Annotated in this window: 3 protein-coding genes; all 3 read left to right on the forward strand. The window is 75.5% G+C overall.

All coding sequences use genetic code 11. The annotated features are described in order from the left end of the window. Window positions 1-306 precede the first annotated feature (306 nt). Complete coding sequence (locus ACZ52J_RS23485; protein ID WP_465621420.1) at window positions 307-15,924, forward strand: type I polyketide synthase; 15,618 nt, start codon at window positions 307-309, stop codon at window positions 15,922-15,924. A gap of 259 nt (window positions 15,925-16,183) precedes the next feature. Then, entirely contained in the window at window positions 16,184-17,302 is a 1,119-nt protein-coding gene (locus ACZ52J_RS23490) for an agmatinase family protein (RefSeq protein ID WP_465621403.1), read from the forward strand. A 350-nt stretch (window positions 17,303-17,652) separates the two neighbouring features. Continuing rightward, on the forward strand, window positions 17,653-21,481 hold a 3,829-nt coding region (locus ACZ52J_RS23495), incomplete at its 3' end, for a type I polyketide synthase (RefSeq protein WP_465621405.1).

Raw genomic sequence — 21,481 nt, forward strand, 5'->3', positions numbered from 1 at the left:
GCGCCGGAAATGGTTCCCGATGAGCTGGGGAGCGTCGCGGGCGGCAGGCGGATCGGGCCTGCCGGCGAACGCGGGCTCCGGACACCGTGAGGCCTCCGGCGGGGCGCCCGCTCCTGCGCGGAGCGGCGACCACCCGGGGCCTTCCGGCTGCCCGGACCGCCTTCGCCGCGGCGCTGCCCCGCCACGTCCCGCCGCCCGGTCGGAACAGCCCTGCACGGGGTGAACATCCGCTCGCAGCCGCAAGGCCGTAAAGAGGTCACAGTAACGATGGCGAATGAAGAGACACTCCGCGGCTACCTCAAGCGGGTGACGGCCGATCTGGCCCAGACGCGGCTGCGCCTGCGGGAGGCCGAGGCCAGGGACCAGGAACCGATCGCCATCGTCGGGATGAGCTGCCGCTACCCCGGCGGCGTCCGCTCGCCCGAGGACCTGTGGCAGCTGGTGGCGTCGGGCGGCGACGCGATGTCCGGCTTCCCGGCCGACCGCGGCTGGGACCTGGAGAACCTCTACCACCCGGACCCGGACCACCCGGGCACCTGCTACACCCGCGAGGGCGGGTTCATCCACGACCTCGCCCGGTTCGACCCCGCCGTGTTCGGCATCTCGCCGCGCGAAGCGCTGGCGATGGACCCGCAGCAGCGGCTGCTGCTGGAGACCTCCTGGGAGGCCTTCGAACGGGCCGGCATCGACCCGCTGTCGCTGCACGGCACCCGGACGGGTGTCTTCGCCGGGACCAGCGGGCAGGACTACCTGACCGTCCTGCTCGGCTCCACCGACGACGTCGAGGGCTACCTCGGCACCGGGATCGCGGCCTCCGTGGTCTCCGGACGGATCGCGTACAGCCTGGGCCTGGAGGGCCCGGCGGTCACCGTCGACACCGCGTGCTCCTCGTCCCTGGTCGCGCTGCACCTGGCCGTGCAGGCGCTGCGCAACGGCGAGTGCGGGCTCGCCCTGGCCGGCGGGGTGACCGTGATGAACTCCCCCGGCACCTTCGTGGACTTCAGCCGCCAGCGGGGCCTGGCCGCCGACGGCCGGTGCAAGTCCTTCGCGGAAGCGGCCGACGGCACCGGCTGGGCCGAGGGCGCCGGCATGGTGCTGGTGGAGCGCCTGTCGGACGCCCGCCGCAACGGCCACCCGGTGCTGGCGATCGTCCGCGGCTCCGCCGTCAACCAGGACGGCGCGTCCAACGGCCTCACCGCACCCAACGGCCCCTCCCAGCAGCGCGTCATCCTCCAGGCGCTGGCCAGCGCGCGGCTGACGCCCGACCAGGTGGACGCGGTCGAGGCGCACGGCACCGGCACGACCCTCGGCGACCCGATCGAGGCGCAGGCCATCATCGACGCGTACGGCCGGGACCGGCCCGAGGGCCGCCCGCTCTACCTCGGCTCGCTGAAGTCCAACATCGGTCACAGCCAGGCCGCGGCCGGCATCGGCGGCGTCATCAAGTCGGTCATGGCGATCCGGCACGGGCTGCTGCCGCAGACCCTGCACGTGGACCGGCCGACCGGCAACGTCGACTGGTCGGCCGGGACGGTGGAACTGCTCACCGAGGCCCGCGACTGGCCGGAGACCGGCGCGCCGCGCCGCGTCGGCATCTCCTCGTTCGGGTTCAGCGGCACCAACGCCCACACCATCATCGAGCAGGCGCCGCCGGAGACCGAGCAGGCGCCGGACGGGCCCGACACGGCGCCCGGCGTGCTGCCCTGGCTGCTCTCCGGCAAGGGTGAGGCGGCGCTGCAGGCCCAGGCCGCGCGGCTGCGGGAGCGGCTGACGGCCGCGCCCGACCTGCGTCCGCTGGACGTGGCGTACACCCTGGCGACCGGCCGCGCCGCGCTGGAGCAGCGCGCGGTGCTGGTCGCGGACGGCCGCGAGGAGCTCCTGGCCGCGCTGGACGTCCTTGCGGCGGAAGGGAGTTCGGGCGACCTGGTGTTCGGCTCGCCGGTCGAGGGCCGGACGGCGTTCCTGTTCGCGGGGCAGGGGAGTCAGCGGGTCGGGATGGGCGAGGAGCTGTATGCCTCCTACCCGGTGTTCGCGGCTGCGTTCGACGCGGTGTGCGCTGAGCTGGACCCGCTGTTGGACCGTCCGCTGCGCGGGGCGATCGCGGATGCGGGGTTGATCGACGAAACGGGGTACACCCAGCCGGCGTTGTTCGCGCTGGAGGTGGCGCTGTTCCGTCTCGTCGAGTCGTGGGGTGTGCGGCCGGACTTCCTGGCGGGGCATTCGATCGGTGAGCTGGCCGCGGCGCACGTGGCGGGCGTGTTCTCGCTGGCGGACGCGTGCCGGCTGGTGGCGGCCCGTGGCCGGTTGATGCAGGCGCTGCCGCGCGGCGGCGCGATGGTGGCGGTGCGGGCCTCCGAGGCCGAGGTGCTGCCGCTGCTCACCGACGGCGTCGGCCTCGCCGCGGTCAACGGGCCCACGTCCGTGGTGCTGTCGGGCGCCGAGGATGCCGTCCGGGCCGTCACGGAGCAGCTGACGGGTCGCAAGTCCACCCGCCTGACGGTCAGTCACGCCTTCCATTCGCCGCTGATGGACGGCATGCTGGCGGACTTCCGAACGGTCGCCGACCAGGTCGCCTACGAGGCCCCGCAGATTCCGCTCGTCTCCACCCTCACCGGGGCGCTCGCCGCCGAGGAGTTGACCGACCCCGCGTACTGGGTGCGCCACGTCCGGGAGGCCGTCCGCTTCGCCGACGCGATCAGCGCCCTGGAGGCCGAAGGCGTCCGGACGTTCCTGGAGATCGGCCCCGGCGGCACACTGACCGCCCTCGGCGATGAGAACGCCCGGCACCGCGACTCCGCCTTCGCCGCGGCTCTGCGCGCCGACCGGCCCGAGGCACGCGCACTGACCACCGCGCTCGCCCGGCTCCAGGTGCGCGGGGCCCGGCCCGACTGGCAGGCGTACTTCGCCGACACTGGCGCACGCCGGGTCGACCTGCCGACCTACGCCTTCCAGCAGCGCCGGTTCTGGCCCACCGCAGGGGCGTGGGACGAGGGCGCCGCCGCCGGGGCGACGGCCGGCTCACCGGCCGACGAACAGTTCTGGGCGGCCGTCGAGCGCGGCGACCTGGAAGCGCTCACCACGACCCTGGCCGTCGCCGGGGACCAGCCGCTCCATGCCGTCCTGCCCGCACTGACCGCCTGGCGCCGCAGCAGCCGGCTGCGCTCGACCGTCGACGACTGGCGCTACCGGATCGCCTGGCGGCCTGTCCCGGACACGCCGACCGGGCGGCTCACCGGCACCTGGCTGCTCGTCACCCCGGCCGAGGCTGCTGCGGACACCGACGCGTGGAGCTCCGCGGCCGCCGAGGCCCTCACCCGGCGCGGCGTGCGCGTGCGGCACCTCGCCGTCGACCCCGCGGCCACCGACCGGGCCGCCGTCGCCGACCTTCTGCGCGCCGAACTCGCCTCTGAGGGACAAGAGTTCACCGGCGCGCTCTCGCTCCTCCCGCTGGCCTCGGGAACGCACCCGGAGCACCCGTCCGCGCCGCTCGCACTGACCGGGACGCTCGCCCTGGTCCAGGCGCTCGGCGACGCCGGCATCGAGGCCCCGCTCTGGTGCGCCACCCGGGGCGCGGTCACCACCGGTGGCGCGGACCGGCTGGAGAACGCCGTCCAGGCCCAGGTCTGGGGCCTCGGCCGGGTCGTCGTCCAGGAGTACCCGGACCGCTGGGGCGGCCTGATCGACCTGCCGCCCACCCCGGACGAGCGGGCCCAGGACCGGCTCGCCGCCGTGCTCGCCGGCCTCGGCGCCGAGGACCACCTGGCGATCCGCCCCGCCGGGATCCTGGCCCGCCGCCTGGTCCGCGCCCCGCGCACCGACGCCCCGGCCGAAGGCTGGTCGCCGCGCGGAACCGCCCTGGTCACCGGCGGCACCGGCGCGCTCGGCGCCCACGTCGCCCGCTGGCTGGCCGGCCGCGGCGCCGAGCACCTGGTGCTGACGAGCCGCCGCGGCCGCGACGCCGCCGGCGTGACCGAGCTGGAGGCCGAACTCACCGCCCTGGGCGCTCGGGTGACCGTCGCCGCCTGCGACGTCACCGACCGCGCCGCGCTCGCCGGCCTGCTGGCCGACATCCCCGACCAGTACCCGCTGACCACCGTCGTCCACGCGGCCGGCGTGCTGGACGACGGCGTGCTGGACGCCCTCACCCCGCAGCGACTCGCCGGGGTGCTCGGCCCCAAGGTCGACGCCGCCGTCAACCTGCACGAACTCACCCGGGAGCTCGACCTCTCGGCGTTCGTCATGTTCTCCTCCTTCGCCGGCACCTTCGGTGGGCCCGGCCAGGGCAACTACGCGGCCGCCAACGCCTTCCTGGACGCCCTCGCCGAGCAGCGCCGCGCCGCCGGCCTGCCCGCCACCGCGATGGCCTGGGGCGCCTGGGCGGAGGGCGGCATGGCGGTCGACGACACCGTCAAGGACCGGCTGCGCCGCGGCGGCGTCCCGGCGCTCGACCCGGCCACCGCTATCGCCGCCATGCAGCACGCCCTCGACCTCGACGAGACCTTCTCCCTCGTGGTCGACGTGCTCTGGGACCGCTTCGCACCCCAGTTCACCGGCATCCGCGCCAGCACGCTCTTCGACGAGCTGCCCGAGGCAATGCAGGCCATGGCCGCCGCCGACAGCGAGTACGGCGAGCAGTCCGGCGGCGCCACCTTCCAGCAGCGGCTGGCCGCGGCGGCGGAGAGCGAACGGCCGCGCATGGCGCTGGACTTCGTCCGCACCCAGGTCGCCGCCGTGCTCGGCCACGCCGGACCGCAGGACGTCGAACCCGCCAGGGCCTTCCGAGAGTTGGGATTCGACTCGCTGACCGCCGTCGAGCTGCGCAACGTGCTGGTCGCGCTCACCGGCCTGAGGCTGCCCGCCACCCTCGTCTTCGACCACCCCAACGCGACGGCCCTCGCCGACCTGCTCCGCGCCGAACTGCTCGGCGCTGCGGCCCCCGCGGCCGGGCAACCCGAGCGCACCGGGAGCGCCGCCGCGGACGACGAGCCGATCGCGATCGTCGGCATGAGCTGCCGGTTCGGCGGCGGCGTGGACTCGCCCGAGGCGCTGTGGCGGCTGCTCGCCGACGGCTCCGACGCGCTGGTGCCCTTCCCCGGCGACCGCGGCTGGGACCTCGACGCCGTCTATCACCCCGACCCGGACCACCCGGACACCAGCTACGTTCGCGAGGGCGGCTTCCTCGCCGACGCCGGCGCGTTCGACCCCGGCTTCTTCGGCATCTCGCCGCGCGAAGCGCTGGCGATGGACCCGCAGCAGCGGCTGCTGCTGGAGACCGCCTGGGAGGCGATCGAACGGGCCGGCATCGACCCGACCACCCTGCGCGGCAGCCGCACCGGAGTCTTCGCGGGCACCAACGGCCAGGACTACCTGCCGCTCGTGGTCAGCGCCCCGGACGGCTCCGAGGGATTCCTCGGCACCGGCAACGCGGCCAGTGTGCTCTCCGGCCGGATCGCGTACACCCTCGGCCTGGAGGGTCCGGCGGTCACCGTCGACACCGCCTGCTCCTCCTCGCTGGTCGCCCTGCACTGGGCCGTCCAGGCGCTGCGCTCGGGCGAGTGCGAACTGGCGCTCGCCGGCGGCGTCACTGTGATGTCCACGCCCGGCAACTTCATCGACTTCAGCCGCCAGCGCGGCCTGGCCGCGGACGGGCGCTGCAAGGCCTTCGCCGCGGGCGCGGACGGCACCGGCTGGGGCGAGGGCGTCGGCCTGCTGCTGGTCGAGCGGCTCTCCGACGCGCAGCGCAACGGGCACCAGGTGCTGGCCCTGGTCCGCGGCTCCGCCGTCAACCAGGACGGCGCGTCCAACGGTCTGACCGCCCCGAACGGGCCCTCCCAGCAGCGGGTGATCCGCCAGGCACTCGCCGCGGCGGGCCTGTCGGGCCATGAGGTCGACGCGGTCGAGGCGCACGGCACCGGCACCGCGCTCGGCGACCCGATCGAGGCCCAGGCACTGCTCGCCACGTACGGCCAGGACCGGCCGGCCGAACAGCCGCTCTGGCTCGGCTCGGTGAAGTCCAACCTCGGCCACACCCAGGCCGCCGCCGGCGTGGCCGGCATCATCAAGATGGTCATGGCGATGCGGCACGGCGTCCTGCCTCGGACCCTGCACGTGGACGAGCCGTCGCCGAACGTCGACTGGGCGTCCGGCGCCGTCGAACTGCTCACCGAGGCCCGTCCCTGGCCCGAGAGCGGACGGCCCCGCCGGGCCGGCGTCTCCTCCTTCGGCGTCAGCGGCACCAATGCGCACACCGTCCTGGAACAGGCCCCGGCGCCCGAGCCCGAACCCGAGCCCGAACCCGCGGCTGGGGACGCTGCGCCGACGGCCGTGCTCTGGCCGCTCTCGGCCCGCAGCGCCGAGGCGCTGCGCGGCCAGGCGGCCCGGCTGTCGGCGCTGCTCGCCGAGCGGCCCGCCCTGGACCCGGCCGACCTCGGCCACTCCCTGGCCACCACCCGCGCCGCCTTCGAACACCGGGCCCTGATCACCGGAGCGGACCCGTCCGCCCGGCAGGCCGCGCTCACCGCCCTCACCGAGGGCGCCAAGGCGCCCGGCCTGGTCCGCGGCACCGCGGCGCTCGGCCGGACCGCCTTCCTGTTCACCGGCCAGGGCAGTCAGCGGGCCGGAATGGGTGCGGAACTCCACGCGTCCCACCCGGTGTTCGCGCACGCCTTCGACGAGGTCTGCGCGGAGCTCGATCCGCTGCTGGACCGCCCGCTGCGCGAGGCGATCGCAGACCCCGAGTCGATCAACGAGACGGCGTGCGCCCAGCCGGCGCTGTTCGCCGTCGAGGTGGCCCTGTTCCGCCTGCTGGAGGCCTGGGGACTGCACCCGGACGTGCTCGTCGGCCACTCGGTCGGCGAGATCGCCGCCGCACACGTGGCCGGCGTGTTCTCGCTGTCGGACGCGGCGCAACTGGTGGCGGCCCGTGGCCGGCTGATGCAGGCGCTGCCGCGCGGCGGCGCGATGGTGGCCGTCGAGGCGTCCGAGGCGGAGGTGCTGCCGCTGCTGACCGGGGGCGTCGGCATCGCCGCGGTCAACGGGCCCGCGTCCGTGGTGCTTTCCGGCACCGAGGACGCCGTCCGAGCCGTCATGGAGCAGCTGACGGGCCGCAAGTCCAAGCGGCTGACGGTCAGTCACGCCTTCCACTCGCCGCTGATGGACGGCATGCTGGCGGAATTCCGCACGGTCGCCGCCCAGCTGCGGTACGGGACGCCCCGCATCCCGATCGTCTCCACGCTCACCGGAGCCCCCGCGTCCGCCGAACTCACCGACCCCGAGTACTGGGTGCGCCACGTCCGGGAAGCCGTCCGCTTCGCCGACGCCGTCCGGGCGCTCGACACCCAGGGCGTCGGCACCTACCTGGAGCTCGGCCCCGATGCCGTCCTCAGCGCCCTCGCGCAGGAGAGCGCCACCGGACCGGCCGCCTTCCTGCCCACGCTGCGCCACGGCCGACCGGAACAGCAGACGCTCACCGCCGCGCTCGCCGAGGCGTACGTGCGCGGAGCGAACCCGAACTGGCCCGCGGTCCTCGCCGGGCAGCGAGCCCGCCGGGTCGACCTGCCCACCTACGCCTTCCAGCGCGAGCGCTACTGGCCGAACGTCCCGCCGGCGGACGCGGGCGACGTCACCCTGGCGGGTCTCGGCGCCACCGGCCATCCGCTCCTCGGCGCCGCCGCCGAACTCCCGGACTCCGGCGGGCTGGTGTTCACCGGGCGGCTCGCCCTGAGCACCCACCCCTGGCTGGCCGACCACACCGTGATGGGTTCGGTGCTGCTGCCCGGGACCGCCTTCGTCGAACTCGCCCTGCGGGCCGGCGACCAGGTCGGCTGCGACCTGCTGGAGGAACTCACCCTCGCCGCACCGCTGGTGCTGCCCCCGCAGGGCGGTGTCCAGCTGCGGCTCACCCTCGGCGCACCCGCCCCCGACGGCCGCCGCGATTTCAGCCTGCACTCCCGCCGCGAGGACCTCCCCGCCGAGGAGCCGTGGACCCGACACGCTACCGGGGTGCTCGCCACGGCCGGCACCCCCGCGCCCGCCCCCGCGCCCGGCCCCTGGCCGCCCGAGGGCGCCGTCGCGGCCGACCTGGCGGGCCGCTACGAGGCCATGGTCGCGGTGGGCTTCGACTACGGCCCGGCCTTCCAGGGCCTGCACCGTGCCTGGCGGCACGAGGGCGAGGTGTACGCCGAACTGCGCCTGCCGCAGCAGGCCGAGGCCGACGCCGCCCGCTTCGGACTGCACCCCGCGCTGCTGGACTCCGCGCTGCACACCCTCGGCCTGACCGTAGCCGACGGCGCCGACTGGCAGGCCGGCCTGCCGTTCTCCTGGACGGGCGTGCGGCTGCACGCCGCCGGGGCCGCCGCCCTCCGCGCCCGGGTCACCCCGCACGGCACGGACGGCGTCACCCTGCGCCTGGACGACGAGGACGGCCGGCCCGTCGCCACGGTCGACGCGCTGGTCCTGCGGCCGGTGACCGCCGAGCAGGTGAACGCCGCGCAGACCCTCCACCACGAGTCGCTGTTCCGCCCGGAGTGGGTCGCGCTGCCCCTCCGCGAGCCCGCGGCCGCCGGGGGCGAGCGCTGGGCCGTGCTCGGCGGCGACGCCCCGGCCGGCCTCGGCCTCCCCGTGGAGCACCACCCCGATCTGGCCGCGCTCGCCGCGGCGGGCCCCGTCCCCGACGTGGTGCTCGCCCCCTGCCTGCCGCCCGCCGACCCGGCCCCGGCGGCGACCGCCGGCGCGCTCCACCGGGTGCTCGCCCTCGTCCAGGGCTGGCTCGCCGACGAGCGGACCGCCGACGGCCACCTGGTGGTGCTCACCCGCGGCGCCGTCGCCACCGCCGAGGACCCGGACGTCTTCGACCCGGCGCACGCCGCCGCCTGGGGACTCGTCCGCTCCGCGCAGACCGAGAACCCCGGACGGATCAGCCTGGTCGACCTCGACGGCGACCCGGCCTCCGCCCGCGTCCTCCCCGCCGCCCTCGACGCCGGGGAACCGCAGCTCGCCGTGCGCAGCGGCACCCCGCACGCCCTGCGACTGACCCGGGTCGCCGTTCCCGCGGCCGAGTCCGGGCCGCCCGCCCTCGACCCCGACGGCACCGTCCTGGTCACCGGTGGCACCGGCGCGCTCGGTGCACTGGTGGCCCGCCACCTGGTCACCCGGCACGGGGTCAGGCACCTGCTGCTCACCAGTCGGCGCGGCGCCGACGCCCCCGGCGCGGCCGAGCTGACCGCCGACCTGGCCGCGCTCGGCGCCGAGGCGACCGTCGCTGCCTGCGACACCGGTGACCGGGCGGCGCTCGCCGACCTGCTCACCGCCGTCCCCGCCGCCCACCCGCTGACCGCCGTCATCCACACCGCCGGCGTCACCGACGACGGCGTGATCAGCTCACTCACCCCCGACCGGCTGGACGCCGTCCTGCGCCCGAAGGCCGACGGCGCCCGGCACCTGCACGAGCTGACCGCCCGGCTCGACCTCGCCGCCTTCGTGCTCTTCTCCTCCGCAGCCGGCCTCTTCGGCGGCCCCGGCCAGGGCAACTACGCCGCTGCCAATGCCGCCCTGGACGCCCTCGCCGAGCACCGCCGCGCCCACGGCCTGCCCGCCACCTCGCTGGCCTGGGGCCTGTGGGCGCAGGCCAGCGGCGTCAGCGGCCACCTCACCGAGAACGACCTCGCACGGATGGAACGCTCCGGCCTCGGTCCGCTCTCCGACGACGAGGGCCTGGCCCTGTTCGACGCGGCCCTCGCCGCCCAGCGGGCGCAGGACGGCGGCGCCGTCCTCGTCCCGATGCGGATCAGCACCGCCGTCCTGCGGAGCAGGGCCGCCGACGGGCAGGTCCCGCCGCTGCTGCGCAGCCTGGTCCGCGCCCCGCTGCGCCGAGCCGTCCGCACCGCCGACGGGCCGGCCGCGGCCGGCGCCGCCGGGCAGCTCGCCGACCGGCTCGCCGTACTGAGCCCCGCCGACCAGGAACGCGAGCTGCTCGACCTCGTCCGCGGCCGCGTCGCCGCGGTCCTCGGCTACCCGAACGCCGCCGCCGTCGACGCCGAACGGGCGTTCAAGGAGCTCGGCTTCGACTCGCTGACCGCCGTCGAACTGCGCAACCAGGTCGGCGCGGCGAGCGGCCTGCGGCTCCCCGCCACGCTCGTCTTCGACTACCCCAGCCCCGCCGCGCTCGCCGTCCACCTGCGCGCCGAACTCCTCGGCGACCGCCCCGATCCGGTCGGCCACGCACCCGCCGTGGCCGCCACCGGGCTCGACGACGACCCGATCGTGATCGTCGGGATGGCCTGCCGCTACCCCGGCGACATCGACTCGCCCGAGGCGCTCTGGCAGCTCGTCGCGGGCGGCCGGGACGGCATCTCCGGCTTCCCCACCGACCGCGGTTGGGACCTCGACGCGCTGTACCACCCCGACCCCGACCACCCCGGTACCTCGTACACCCGCGAGGGCGGCTTCCTGCACGACGCCGCCGACTTCGACCCGGCGTTCTTCGGTATCTCGCCGCGCGAGGCGCTCGCCATGGACCCGCAGCAGCGGCTGCTGCTGGAGACCGCCTGGGAGGTCTTCGAGCGTGCGGGCATCGACCCGGCCACCGTGCGCGGCAGCCGGACCGGCGTCTTCGCCGGCGTGATGTACCACGACTACGGCACCCGGCTGCGCGCCGCCCCCGACGAGGTCGAGGGCTACCTCGGCACCGGCAGTTCCAGCAGCGTCGTCTCCGGCCGCGTCGCCTACACCTTCGGTCTGGAGGGCCCGGCGGTCACCGTCGACACGGCGTGCTCCTCCTCGCTGGTCGCCCTGCACCTGGCCGTCCAGGCGCTGCGCAGCGGCGAGTGCACGATGGCACTGGCCGGCGGTGTCACGGTGATGTTCACCCCCGGCACGTTCGTGGAGTTCAGCCGCCAGCGCGGCCTCGCCGAGGACGGCCGCTGCAAGTCCTTCGCCGCGGCGGCGGACGGCACCGGCTGGGGCGAGGGCGCGGGCATGCTGCTCGTCGAGCGCCTCTCGGACGCCCGCCGCAACGGCCATCCGGTGCTGGCGGTCGTCCGCGGCTCGGCGATCAACCAGGACGGCGCCTCGAACGGCCTCACCGCCCCCAACGGCCCCTCCCAGCAGCGGGTCATCCGGCAGGCCCTCGCCGACGCCCGGCTCACCCCCGACGAGGTGGACGCGGTGGAGGCGCACGGCACCGGCACCACCCTCGGCGACCCGATCGAGGCGCAGGCCCTGCTCGCCACCTACGGACAGGACCACACCGACGACCGGCCGCTGTGGCTCGGCTCGGTGAAGTCCAACCTCGGCCACACCCAGGCCGCCTCCGGCGTGGCCGGTGTGATCAAGATGGTGATGGCGATGCGCCACGGCGTGCTGCCGCGGACGCTGCACGTGGACGCGCCCTCGCCGCACGTGGACTGGGCGGCGGGCGCGGTCGCGCTGCTCACCGACTCCGTGCCGTGGCCGGAGACCGGCCGCCCGCGCCGCGCCGCCGTCTCCTCCTTCGGCATCAGCGGCACCAACGCCCACACCGTCCTGGAGCAGGCCCCGGAGACCTCGTCTGCCGCGGCCGCCGATGGGCAGCCGCCCGTCCCGGCGCAGCCACCCGTCCTCGCCTGGCCGCTCTCCGCCAAGGGGGAGACCGCCCTGCGTGGCCAGGCTGCCCGCCTGCTGGCGCACCTGACCGGCCACCCCGAGCCGTCCCCGGAGGAGGTCGGCCACGCACTGGCGACCACCCGCGCCGCCCTGGAGCAGCGGGCCGTCCTGGTCGCCGCCGGGCACGACGACCTCCTGGCGGCCCTGGCCGCCCTGGCCGAGGGCGCCGAGGCACCCGGCCTGGTCCGCGGCGCGGCCGCGCCCGGCCGCACCGCCTTCCTGTTCACCGGCCAGGGCAGCCAGCGGGCCGGCATGGGCGAGGAACTGTTCGCGGCCTTCCCGGTGTTCGCCGAGGCCTTCGACGCCGTCTGCAGGGAGCTGGACCGCCACCTGGAGCGTCCGCTGCGCGAGGCGATCGCGGACGCCGAGCTGATCGACGAGACGGCGTACACCCAACCCGCCCTGTTCGCCCTGGAGGTGGCGCTCTACCGGTTGGCGGAGGCTTTCGGCATCCGGCCCGACCTGCTCGCCGGTCACTCGATCGGCGAGCTGGCGGCCGCGCACGTCGCCGGTGTGTTCTCGCTCGCCGACGCGGCGCGGCTGGTCGCGGCGCGTGGCCGCTTGATGCAGGCGCTGCCGCGCGGCGGCGCGATGGTCGCCGTGGAGGCCGCCGAGGGCGAGGTGCTGCCGCTGCTGACCGACGGTGTCGGCATCGCCGCGGTCAACGGCCCGACGTCCGTGGTGATCTCGGGTGCCGAGACCGCCGTGGTCGAGATCGCCGAGAAGCTCGTCGCCGACGGCCGCCGCACCAAGCGGCTGACCGTCAGCCACGCCTTCCACTCTCCGCTGATGGACGGCATGCTCGACGACTTCCGGGCCGTTGCGGAGCAGGTGGCGTACGAGGCGCCGCGGATCCCGATCGCCTCCGCCCTGACCGGCTCGCTCGTTTCGACCGAGCTGACCGACCCCGAGTACTGGGTGCGGCACGTCCGCGAGGCCGTCCGCTTCCACGACGCCGTCCGGACCCTGGAGACCGAAGGCGCCACCCGCTACCTGGAGCTCGGCCCCGACGGCGTCCTCAGCGCCCTCGGCCAGGACTGCGTCACCGGCACCGGCCCCGCCTTCCTGCCTGCCCTGCGCCGGGGCCGGCCCGAGCCCCGAGCCCTGGCCACCGCCCTCGCCGGACTCCACGTCCGGGGCGCCGACGTCGACTGGTCGGCGCTCCTCGTCGGCCCCGGGAGTGCCCGCCGGATCGACCTGCCCACCTACGCCTTCCAGCGGGAGCGCTACTGGCTCGACGCCGGCCTGTCCGCCGGGGACATGGCCTCCGCCGGACTCGACCTGGCTGGTCACCCGCTGCTCGGCGCGGCCGTCCAACTCCCCGACACCGGAGCGCTGGTGTTCACCGGCCGGGTCGCGCGCTCGACCCAGCCCTGGCTGGCCGACCACACCGTGCACGGCTCGACCGTGCTGCCCGGCACCGCCCTCGTCGAACTCGCGCTCCGCGCCGGCCGCCAGGTCGGCTGCGAGCTCCTCGACGAACTGACCCTCGCCGCACCGCTGGTGCTCCCCGAACGCGGCGGAGTCCAGGTGCGCCTGACCGTTGCCGCCGCCGAGCCGGACGGCCGCCGCGCCCTGGCGCTGTACTCCCGGGTGGAGGACGTCCCCGCCGACGAGCCGTGGACCCGCCACGCCACCGGCCTGCTGGCCGACGGTGCCCCGGCCGACGGCCTCGACCTCACCGCCTGGCCCCCGGCCGGTGCCGAACCGGTCGACACCGACGGCCTGTACGCGGCGACCGCCGCGGCCGGTCTGGACTACGGGCCGGCCTTCCGCGGCCTGCGCCGCGCCTGGCGGCTTGACGGCGAACTCTTCGCCGAAATCGCCCCCGAACCGACCGGCCGCGCACTGGAGACCGCCGCATTCGGGCTGCACCCCGCGCTGATGGACGCCGCCCTGCACGGCATCGGCCTCGGCGGCCTGGTGCCGGCCGCCGACCTCGACCCGGGCCGCCCCCGGCTGCCGTTCTCCTGGACGGGCGTACGGCTGCACGCCCCGGGCGCGGCCGCGCTGCGGGTGCGGCTCGCCCCGGCCGGCCAGGACGCGGTCGCCCTGGACCTGGCCGACGAGCACGGCCACCCGGTCGCCACCGTCGACACCCTGGTGCTGCGCGCGGCCTCCGCCGAGCAACTGCACGCCGCCCGGGACGCCTTCCACGACTCGCTCTTCCGCATCGAGTGGACCGCGCTGCCCGGCGCACCCGCAGCCGTCGCCGACACGGCGCCGGACGGGCAGCCGTGGGCGGTGCTCGGCACCGCCGACGGCCTGGTCGGGCCGGACGGGCAGGACCTGCCCGGATACCCCGGACTCGCCGTCCTGACCGCGGCCGTGGCCGCCGGAGCGCCCGCACCGGCGACCGTGCTCGTCCCCGCCTTCCCGGCCCGCCCCGACGGCACACGGACCACTGACACGCAGGCCACCGACGCCCCCGCCTCCGACACCCCGGAGGCGGCCCGCGCGGCCGCCCTCCGTGCGCTCCGCCTCGCCCAGCAGTGGGCGACCGACCAGGGCCCGGCCGACGCGCGGTTGGTGCTCCTCACCCGGGGTGCGGTCGCCGTCGGCGACGAGGAGGGCCTTGCCGACCCGGCACACGCACCGGCATGGGGACTGCTGCGCTCCGCCCAGAGCGAGAACCCCGGCCGGATCGTCCTGGTCGACCTGGACGAGGACGCCGACTCGGTCCGCGCTCTCCCGGCCGCCCTGGCGTCCGGCGAGCCGCAGCTCGCCGTCCGGCGCGGCACGGTACAGGTGCCCCGACTGGCCCGCGTCCCCGTCGCCGCCGAGCCGGTCAGCGCCGAGCCGGTCACCACGAAGCCGGTCACCACGAAGCCGGTCACCACGGAGTCGGTCGCGGCCGACCACGGACAGGACCACCGCGGCACAGCGGCCTTCGCCCCGGACGGCACCGTTCTGGTCACCGGTGGCACGGGAGCGCTGGGTGCGCTGGTCGCCCGCCACCTGGTCACCCGGCACGGGGTCAGGCACCTGCTGCTCACCAGCCGGCGCGGCGCCGACGCCCCCGGGGCTGCGGACCTGGTCGCCGACCTGGCCGCGCTCGGTGCCGAGGCGACCGTCACGGCCTGCGACACCGGCGACCGGGCGGCGCTCGCCGACCTGCTCGCGGCAGTCCCCGCCGCCCACCCGCTGACCGGCGTCGTGCACACCGCCGGCGTCCTGGACGACGGCGTGGTGACCGCCCTGACGCCGGAGCGGCTGGAGTCGGTGCTGCGCCCCAAGATCGACGCGGCGTGGCACCTGCACGAGCTGACCGCCGGGCTCGATCTCGCGGCCTTCGTCCTCTTCTCCTCCTCCGCCGGTGTGCTGGGCGGCCCCGGGCAGGCCAACTACGCCGCAGGCAATGCGTTCCTGGACGCCCTCGCCCGGCACCGCAGGAACCGGGGGCTGCCGGCCGTCTCGCTCGCCTGGGGCCTGTGGGCCCCGGACGGGGACTCCGCCGGCCCGTCCGGCGGCATGTCCGGCAGCCTGGACGAGGCAGACGTGGCCCGGATGACCCGGGCCGGCTTCGCCCCGCTGCCCACAGCCGAGGCGCTGGACCTGCTCGACCGGGCGCTCGCGCTGCCGGACGCCCACCTCGTCCCGATGCGGTTCGACCCCGCCGCCGTCCGCGCCCAGGGCGACCCCGGGGCGGTGCCGCACCTGCTGCGCGGCCTGGTCCGACCGCCGGCCCACCGCCCGGCCGGCGGTCCACGGACGGCCGCCGACGGCCGGGCCGGACAGCCGGTGCCCAGCACCCTGGCCGACCAGGTCCGCGGACTGCCGGACGGCGACCGCGACCGCATCCTGCTGGACGCGGTACGCGCCCAGGTCGCCGGGGTACTCGGCTACGGCAGTGCGAGCGCCATCGAACCGGCCCGCGGGTTCGTGGAGCTGGGCTTCGACTCGCTGACCGCCGTGGACCTGCGCAACCGGCTCGGGGCGGCCGCCGGCCTGCGCCTGCCGGTCACGCTGATCTTCGATCACCCCACGCCGGCCGCCCTCGCCGCCTACCTCCGCGAGGAGACCCGCGAGCAGGAGGCCGCGGTGGGCCCGGCGCTGCCGATCGGTGCGGAACTCGACCGCCTGGAGTCGATCCTCGCTTCGCTCACCCCGGGCGACGAGGAGCACCGCAGCGTGGCCACCCGGCTGCGCACCCTGCTGGCGATGTGGACCGAGACCCGGACCGCGGCCACCGGTGAGCCGACCCGCGCCGAGGACACCGCACTCGACGGGGCCACCGCCGACGAGCTGTTCAGCCTGCTCGACGAGGAGCTCGGCCTGAACTGACGCCGTGTCCGCCGGGAGCCCGCGCGGGCTCCCGGCGGACACCGCCCAGCCGCCACCTCCGGCCGGCGCACCGAAGGTAGGGGTCGGCCCCGGCGACCTAGGGGTCGGGTAGTGGCGCGCACGGGTACTGACGGAATTTCGGCCGACCTAGGCTCGGTCCGCAGCGACCCGCGTGCAGGCCTGCGCCCCGTCGAGCGGCGCGACACTCCGCGCCCCGCACCGTCGCGACGCCCGCCCTGCCATGCCACCGAGGAGACGCGTGAACGACAAGTCCGAGATCCCGGAGTTCCGCCTGGAGGTCGACCGGTCCGCGGCTCCCGCCCGCGAGCCCGGGCCGATCGACCTGCGCCGCTACTACGCTCACCCCGCCTACTCGGGGCTCGCCACCTTCATGGGCGTCCCGTACTGCCTGAACCAGGAGGACCTGCGGGCCGGCGACGTCGACGTCGCCGTGCTGGGCATTCCGCTGGACTCCTCGGTCGGCCACCGCGGCGCCGCGTACGGGCCGCGCATGATCCGCGCCGACGAGCGCTACATCTTCAACACGCCCGAAGCGATGATCAACGCGAGCACCCGGATCAACCCGTTCGACGTGCTCAAGGTCGTGGACTACGGCGACGCGGCCGTGGACGCGTTCAGCACCCCGAACTCCATCGGCCCGATCCGCTCCCTGGTGCGCGAGATCGCCGAGGTCGGCGCCGTCCCGGTCCTGCTGGGGGGCGACCACTCGCTGCTCTGGCCGAGCGTCGGAGCCCTCGCGGACGTGTACGGCCCGGAGAAGATCGGCGTCATCCACTTCGACGCCCACCCGGACTGCCACGACAGCCAGCTCGGCCACCGCGCCACCCACAGCACCCCGATCCGCCGCATCATCGAGGACGAGGGGGTGCCGGCCGGCAACGTCGTCCAGGTCGGCGTGCGCACCGTCACCGGCCCCGACAACCAGCTCTTCAACTGGATGCGGCGGCAGGGCATGAAGACCCACTTCATGGCCGAGATCGAGCGGATCGGCTTCCACGCCGTGCTCGACAAGGCCATCGCCGAGGTCCAGGAGAACGCGGAGTTCGTCTACCTCTCCCTCGACATCGACGTCCTCGACCCCGTCTACGCACCCGGTACCGGCACCCCCGAGCCCGGCGGCCTGACGAACCGCGAGATCTTCCCGGCCTTCCGCCGGATCTGTCACGAGACCAAGGTCATCGGCATGGACGTGGTCGAGGTCGCCCCGCACCTGGACCCCGGCTACTCCACCACCATGAACGCCCGCCGGGCCATCTTCGAGGGCCTCACCGGCCTCGCCATGAACCGCCTGAAGATCGCCGGACCGAACTACCTCAACCCGATCGTCTCCGGTCAGGTGAAATTCCCGATGGGCTGATTCGCGGCCGGTCCGGCGGAATTGCCGCGGATATCCCCGCACCCGGCTAGGGGGAGGTTAGGGGATGCCTCCCGCGGAACGCCGCTGCTAGCGTGGCGGCGAACAGGAAATGACCGTGGCCCTGCCGGAGAATTCCACCGGCCGGGCGACTCGAAATCCGGCGGACCGGTGCGCGGAAACCGGAACCGGAAACGCCGGGGCAGATTCCCTCCCGGGTCGGTGCGGAGTTTCGGGCGCACGTTTTCATCGCGAATCATCGGCGGCCGTGCCCAGGGCCCTCCGGACGTGCTCGGACGTTCCGGAAGCGGCCGGCACGGCCCCCACGACCGGGTTCAAGGGTGTGACAGCACGTGGAGAACGAAGAGAAGCTCCTCGACTACCTCAAGCGGGCGACCGCCGACCTGCGCGAGACGCGCCGGCGGCTCCGCGAGCTGGAGGACCAGGAGCCGGAGCCGATCGCCATCGTCGGCATGGCCTGCCGCTACCCGGGCGGAGTGACCTCGCCCGAGGAGCTGTGGCGGCTGGTCTCCGACGGCGCCGACGGCGTCTCGGAGTTCCCCGACGACCGCGGCTGGGACGTCTCCGCCCTGTACGACGAGGACCCCGACAGCCCCGGCACCTCGTACACCCGCGAGGGCGGCTTCCTGCATGACGCCGCCGATTTCGACCCGGCGTTCTTCGGTATCTCGCCGCGCGAGGCGCTCGCCATGGACCCGCAGCAGCGCCTGCTGCTGGAGACCTCCTGGGAGGCGTTCGAGCGGGCCGGCATCGACCCGGAGTCCGTCCGCGGCAGCGCCACCGGCGTCTTCGCCGGCGTGATGTACCACGACTACGCCTCCCGCCTGGTCACCGTGCCCGAGGAGGTCGCCGGCTACCTCGGCAACGGGAACTCCGGCAGCGTCGCCTCCGGCCGCGTTGCGTACGCGCTCGGCCTGGAGGGCCCGGCGGTCACCGTCGACACCGCGTGCTCGTCCTCGCTGGTCGCCCTGCACTGGGCGGTGCAGGCGCTGCGCGCAGGGGAGTGCTCGCTGGCGCTGGCCGGCGGCGTCGCCGTGATGTCCACCCCCAACGCCTTCATCGACTTCAGCCGCCAGCGGGGCCTGGCCGCCGACGGTCGCTGCAAGTCCTTCGCGGCCGCCGCCGACGGCACCGGCTGGGGCGAGGGCGTCGGCATGCTGCTCGTCGAACGGCTCTCGGACGCCGTCGCCAACGGCCACCCCGTGCTGGCCGTCGTGCGCGGCACCGCCGTCAACCAGGACGGCGCCAGCAGCGGACTCACCGCCCCCAACGGCCCCTCGCAGCAGCGGGTCATCCGGCAGGCCCTCTCCGCCGCCCGGCTGACCGCCCATCAGATCGATGCCGTGGAGGCGCACGGCACCGGCACCCGCCTCGGCGACCCCATCGAGGCGCAGGCCCTGATCGCCACCTACGGCCAGGACCGGCCCGCGGACCGCCCGCTCTGGCTGGGCTCGCTCAAGTCCAACCTCGGCCACACCCAGGCCGCGGCCGGCGTCGGCGGCATCATCAAGATGGTCATGGCGATGCGCCACGGCGTGCTCTCGCGCACCCTGCACGTGGACGAACCCACCCCGCACGTCGACTGGTCGGCCGGCACGGTCCGCCTCCTCACCGAGGAGCGCCCCTGGCCGGAGACCGGCCGACCCCGGCGGGCCGCCGTCTCGTCCTTCGGTGTCAGCGGCACCAACGCCCACGCCATCCTCGAACAGGCCCCCGTTGCCACCGCGGCGGCGGCGCGCCCGGACGGCCGGCCCCGCCCGGTGCCGCTCGTGCTCTCCGGCCACGACGACGCGGCCCTCCGCGCCCAGGCCGAGCGCCTGCGGGCCCACCTGGCCGCCGACCCGACGCTCGATTTGGCCGACGTCGGCCTCTCCCTCGCCGTCGGACGCGCGGCGCTCAAGCAGCGGGCGGCGCTGGTCGGTGATGACCGGGCGCAGTTGCTGGCCGGTCTGGAGGCGCTGGCCGCCGGCGGCTCGGCAGGGGTTCGTGGGGTTGCGGGGACGGGTGGTCGCACGGCGTTCCTGTTCGCGGGGCAGGGCAGTCAGCGGGTCGGGATGGGCGGGGAGTTGTATGCCTCCTACCCGGTGTTCGCGGCTGCGTTCGATGCGGTGTGCGTGGAGTTGGATCCGCTGTTGGGGCGTTCGCTGCGCGGGGCGGTCGGGGATGCGGAGCTGATCGACGAGACGGGGTTCACGCAGCCGGCGTTGTTCGCGCTGGAGGTGGCGCTGTTCCGGTTGGTCGAGTCGTGGGGTGTGCGGCCGGACTTCCTGGCGGGGCATTCGATCGGTGAGTTGGCTGCGGCGCATGTGGCGGGTGTGTTCTCGCTGGCGGACGCGTGCCGGCTGGTGGCGGCGCGTGGCCGGTTGATGCAGGCGTTGCCGCGTGGTGGCGCGATGGTGGCCGTCCAGGCGGCGGAGGCCGACGTGCTGCCGCTGCTGACGGCCGAGGTGGGCATCGCTGCCGTCAACGGGCCGGCGTCCGTGGTGATCTCTGGCACCGAACAGGCCGTTCTGGATGTCGCGGAGAAGCTGGCGGCCGACGGCTGCCGGACCAGGCGGCTCACCGTCAGTCATGCGTTCCACTCGCCGCTGATGGACGGCATGCTGGCGGAGTTCCGCGCCGTGGCCGCCGAGATGGCGTTCGCGGAGCCGCGGATCCCGATCGTGTCGACGCTGACCGGCTCGCTCGTGTCGGCCGAGTTGACCGACCCCGAGTACTGGGTGCGGCATGTTCGCGAGGCCGTCCGCTTCGCCGATGCGGTGCACGTGCTGGAGGGCGAAGGCGTCCGGACGTTCCTGGAGCTGGGCCCGGACGGCACGCTCAGCGCCATGGCAGGGCAGTGCCTCGCCGAGGACACCGACGCCGTCCTCACCCCCGCCCTGCGCCGCGACCGCCCCGAGCCGGAGAGCATCACCACCGCGCTCGGCCAACTCCACGTGCTCGGTGCGAAGGTCGACTGGCAGGCCGTCTTCGCCGGCACCGGTGCCCGCCGGGTCGACCTGCCGACCTACGCCTTCCAGCGTGAGCGCTACTGGCTGGACAGCGGAGCCGATCACGCCGGGGACGTCACCGCGGCCGGCCTCGGTGCGGTCACACACCCGCTGTTCGGCGCGGCCGTGTCGGTGCCCGAACTGGACGGGCGGCTCTTCATCGGCCGGCTGTCCGTACGGACGCACCCCTGGCTCGGCGACCACGCCGTCGCGGGCCGGGTGGTGCTCCCGGGCACGGCTCTGGTCGACCTCGCCATCGCGGCCGGCGACCAGGTGGGATGCAGCCGACTGGAGGAGCTCACCGCGGAAGCGCCCCTGGTGCTCCCCGTGACAGGTGCCCTCCAACTGTGTCTGACGGTGGGGGCCCCCGATGAGCAGGGCCGCAGGCCGCTGAGCCTGCACGCGCGGCCGCAGGACGACGGTGTCGACGACACCTGGCCCGACCTGCCGTGGACCCGCCACGCCACCGGCATCCTGGCGCCCGCTGCGCCCCCGGCCTCCTTCGACCTCGCGCAGTGGCCGCCGGCCGGCGCGGAGCACGTCCCGGTCGACGGCCTGTACGAGGGGCTGGCGGCCGCCGGTCTCGAGTACGGCCCGGTGTTCCAAGGCCTGCGGTCGGCCTGGCGGCGGGACGGCGAGGTCTTCGCCGAGATCGCCCTGCCGGCGGAGGCGCAGGCGGACGCCGGGTCCTTCGGCGTGCACCCCGCTCTCCTGGACGCCGCCCTGCACGCCATCGGACTTGGTGGACTGCTGCCCGACACCGGACAGGGCCGCCTCCCGTTCGCGTGGTCGGACGTGTCGCTGTACGCGTCCGGCGCGGCCGAGCTTCGCGTTCGCGTGGCCGCGGTCGGCCCCGACGCGGTGTCGCTGGCGATCGCCGATGCCACCGGCCGGCCGGTCGGCCTGGTCGAGTCGCTGGTCCTCCGTCCCTTCGCCGCGGAGAAGCTCGCGGCCCCGGGCGGCCATGAGTCGCTCTTCCGCCGGGACTGGATACCGGCGGCGCTGCCGGCCGACGTGCCGGCTGAGGCGATCGGAGTGCTCGGCGACGACGGCCTGGGCCTTCCGGGCGCGGTGTGCTTCGCGGACCTGGCCTCGGTGGCCGGGAGCGGCGCGGTCCCGGACACACTGGTGTATCCCGTTCGCGCCATCCGTGGCGACGACCCGGTCGCCG

Source organism: Kitasatospora sp. NPDC034035, assembly GCF_055575755.1.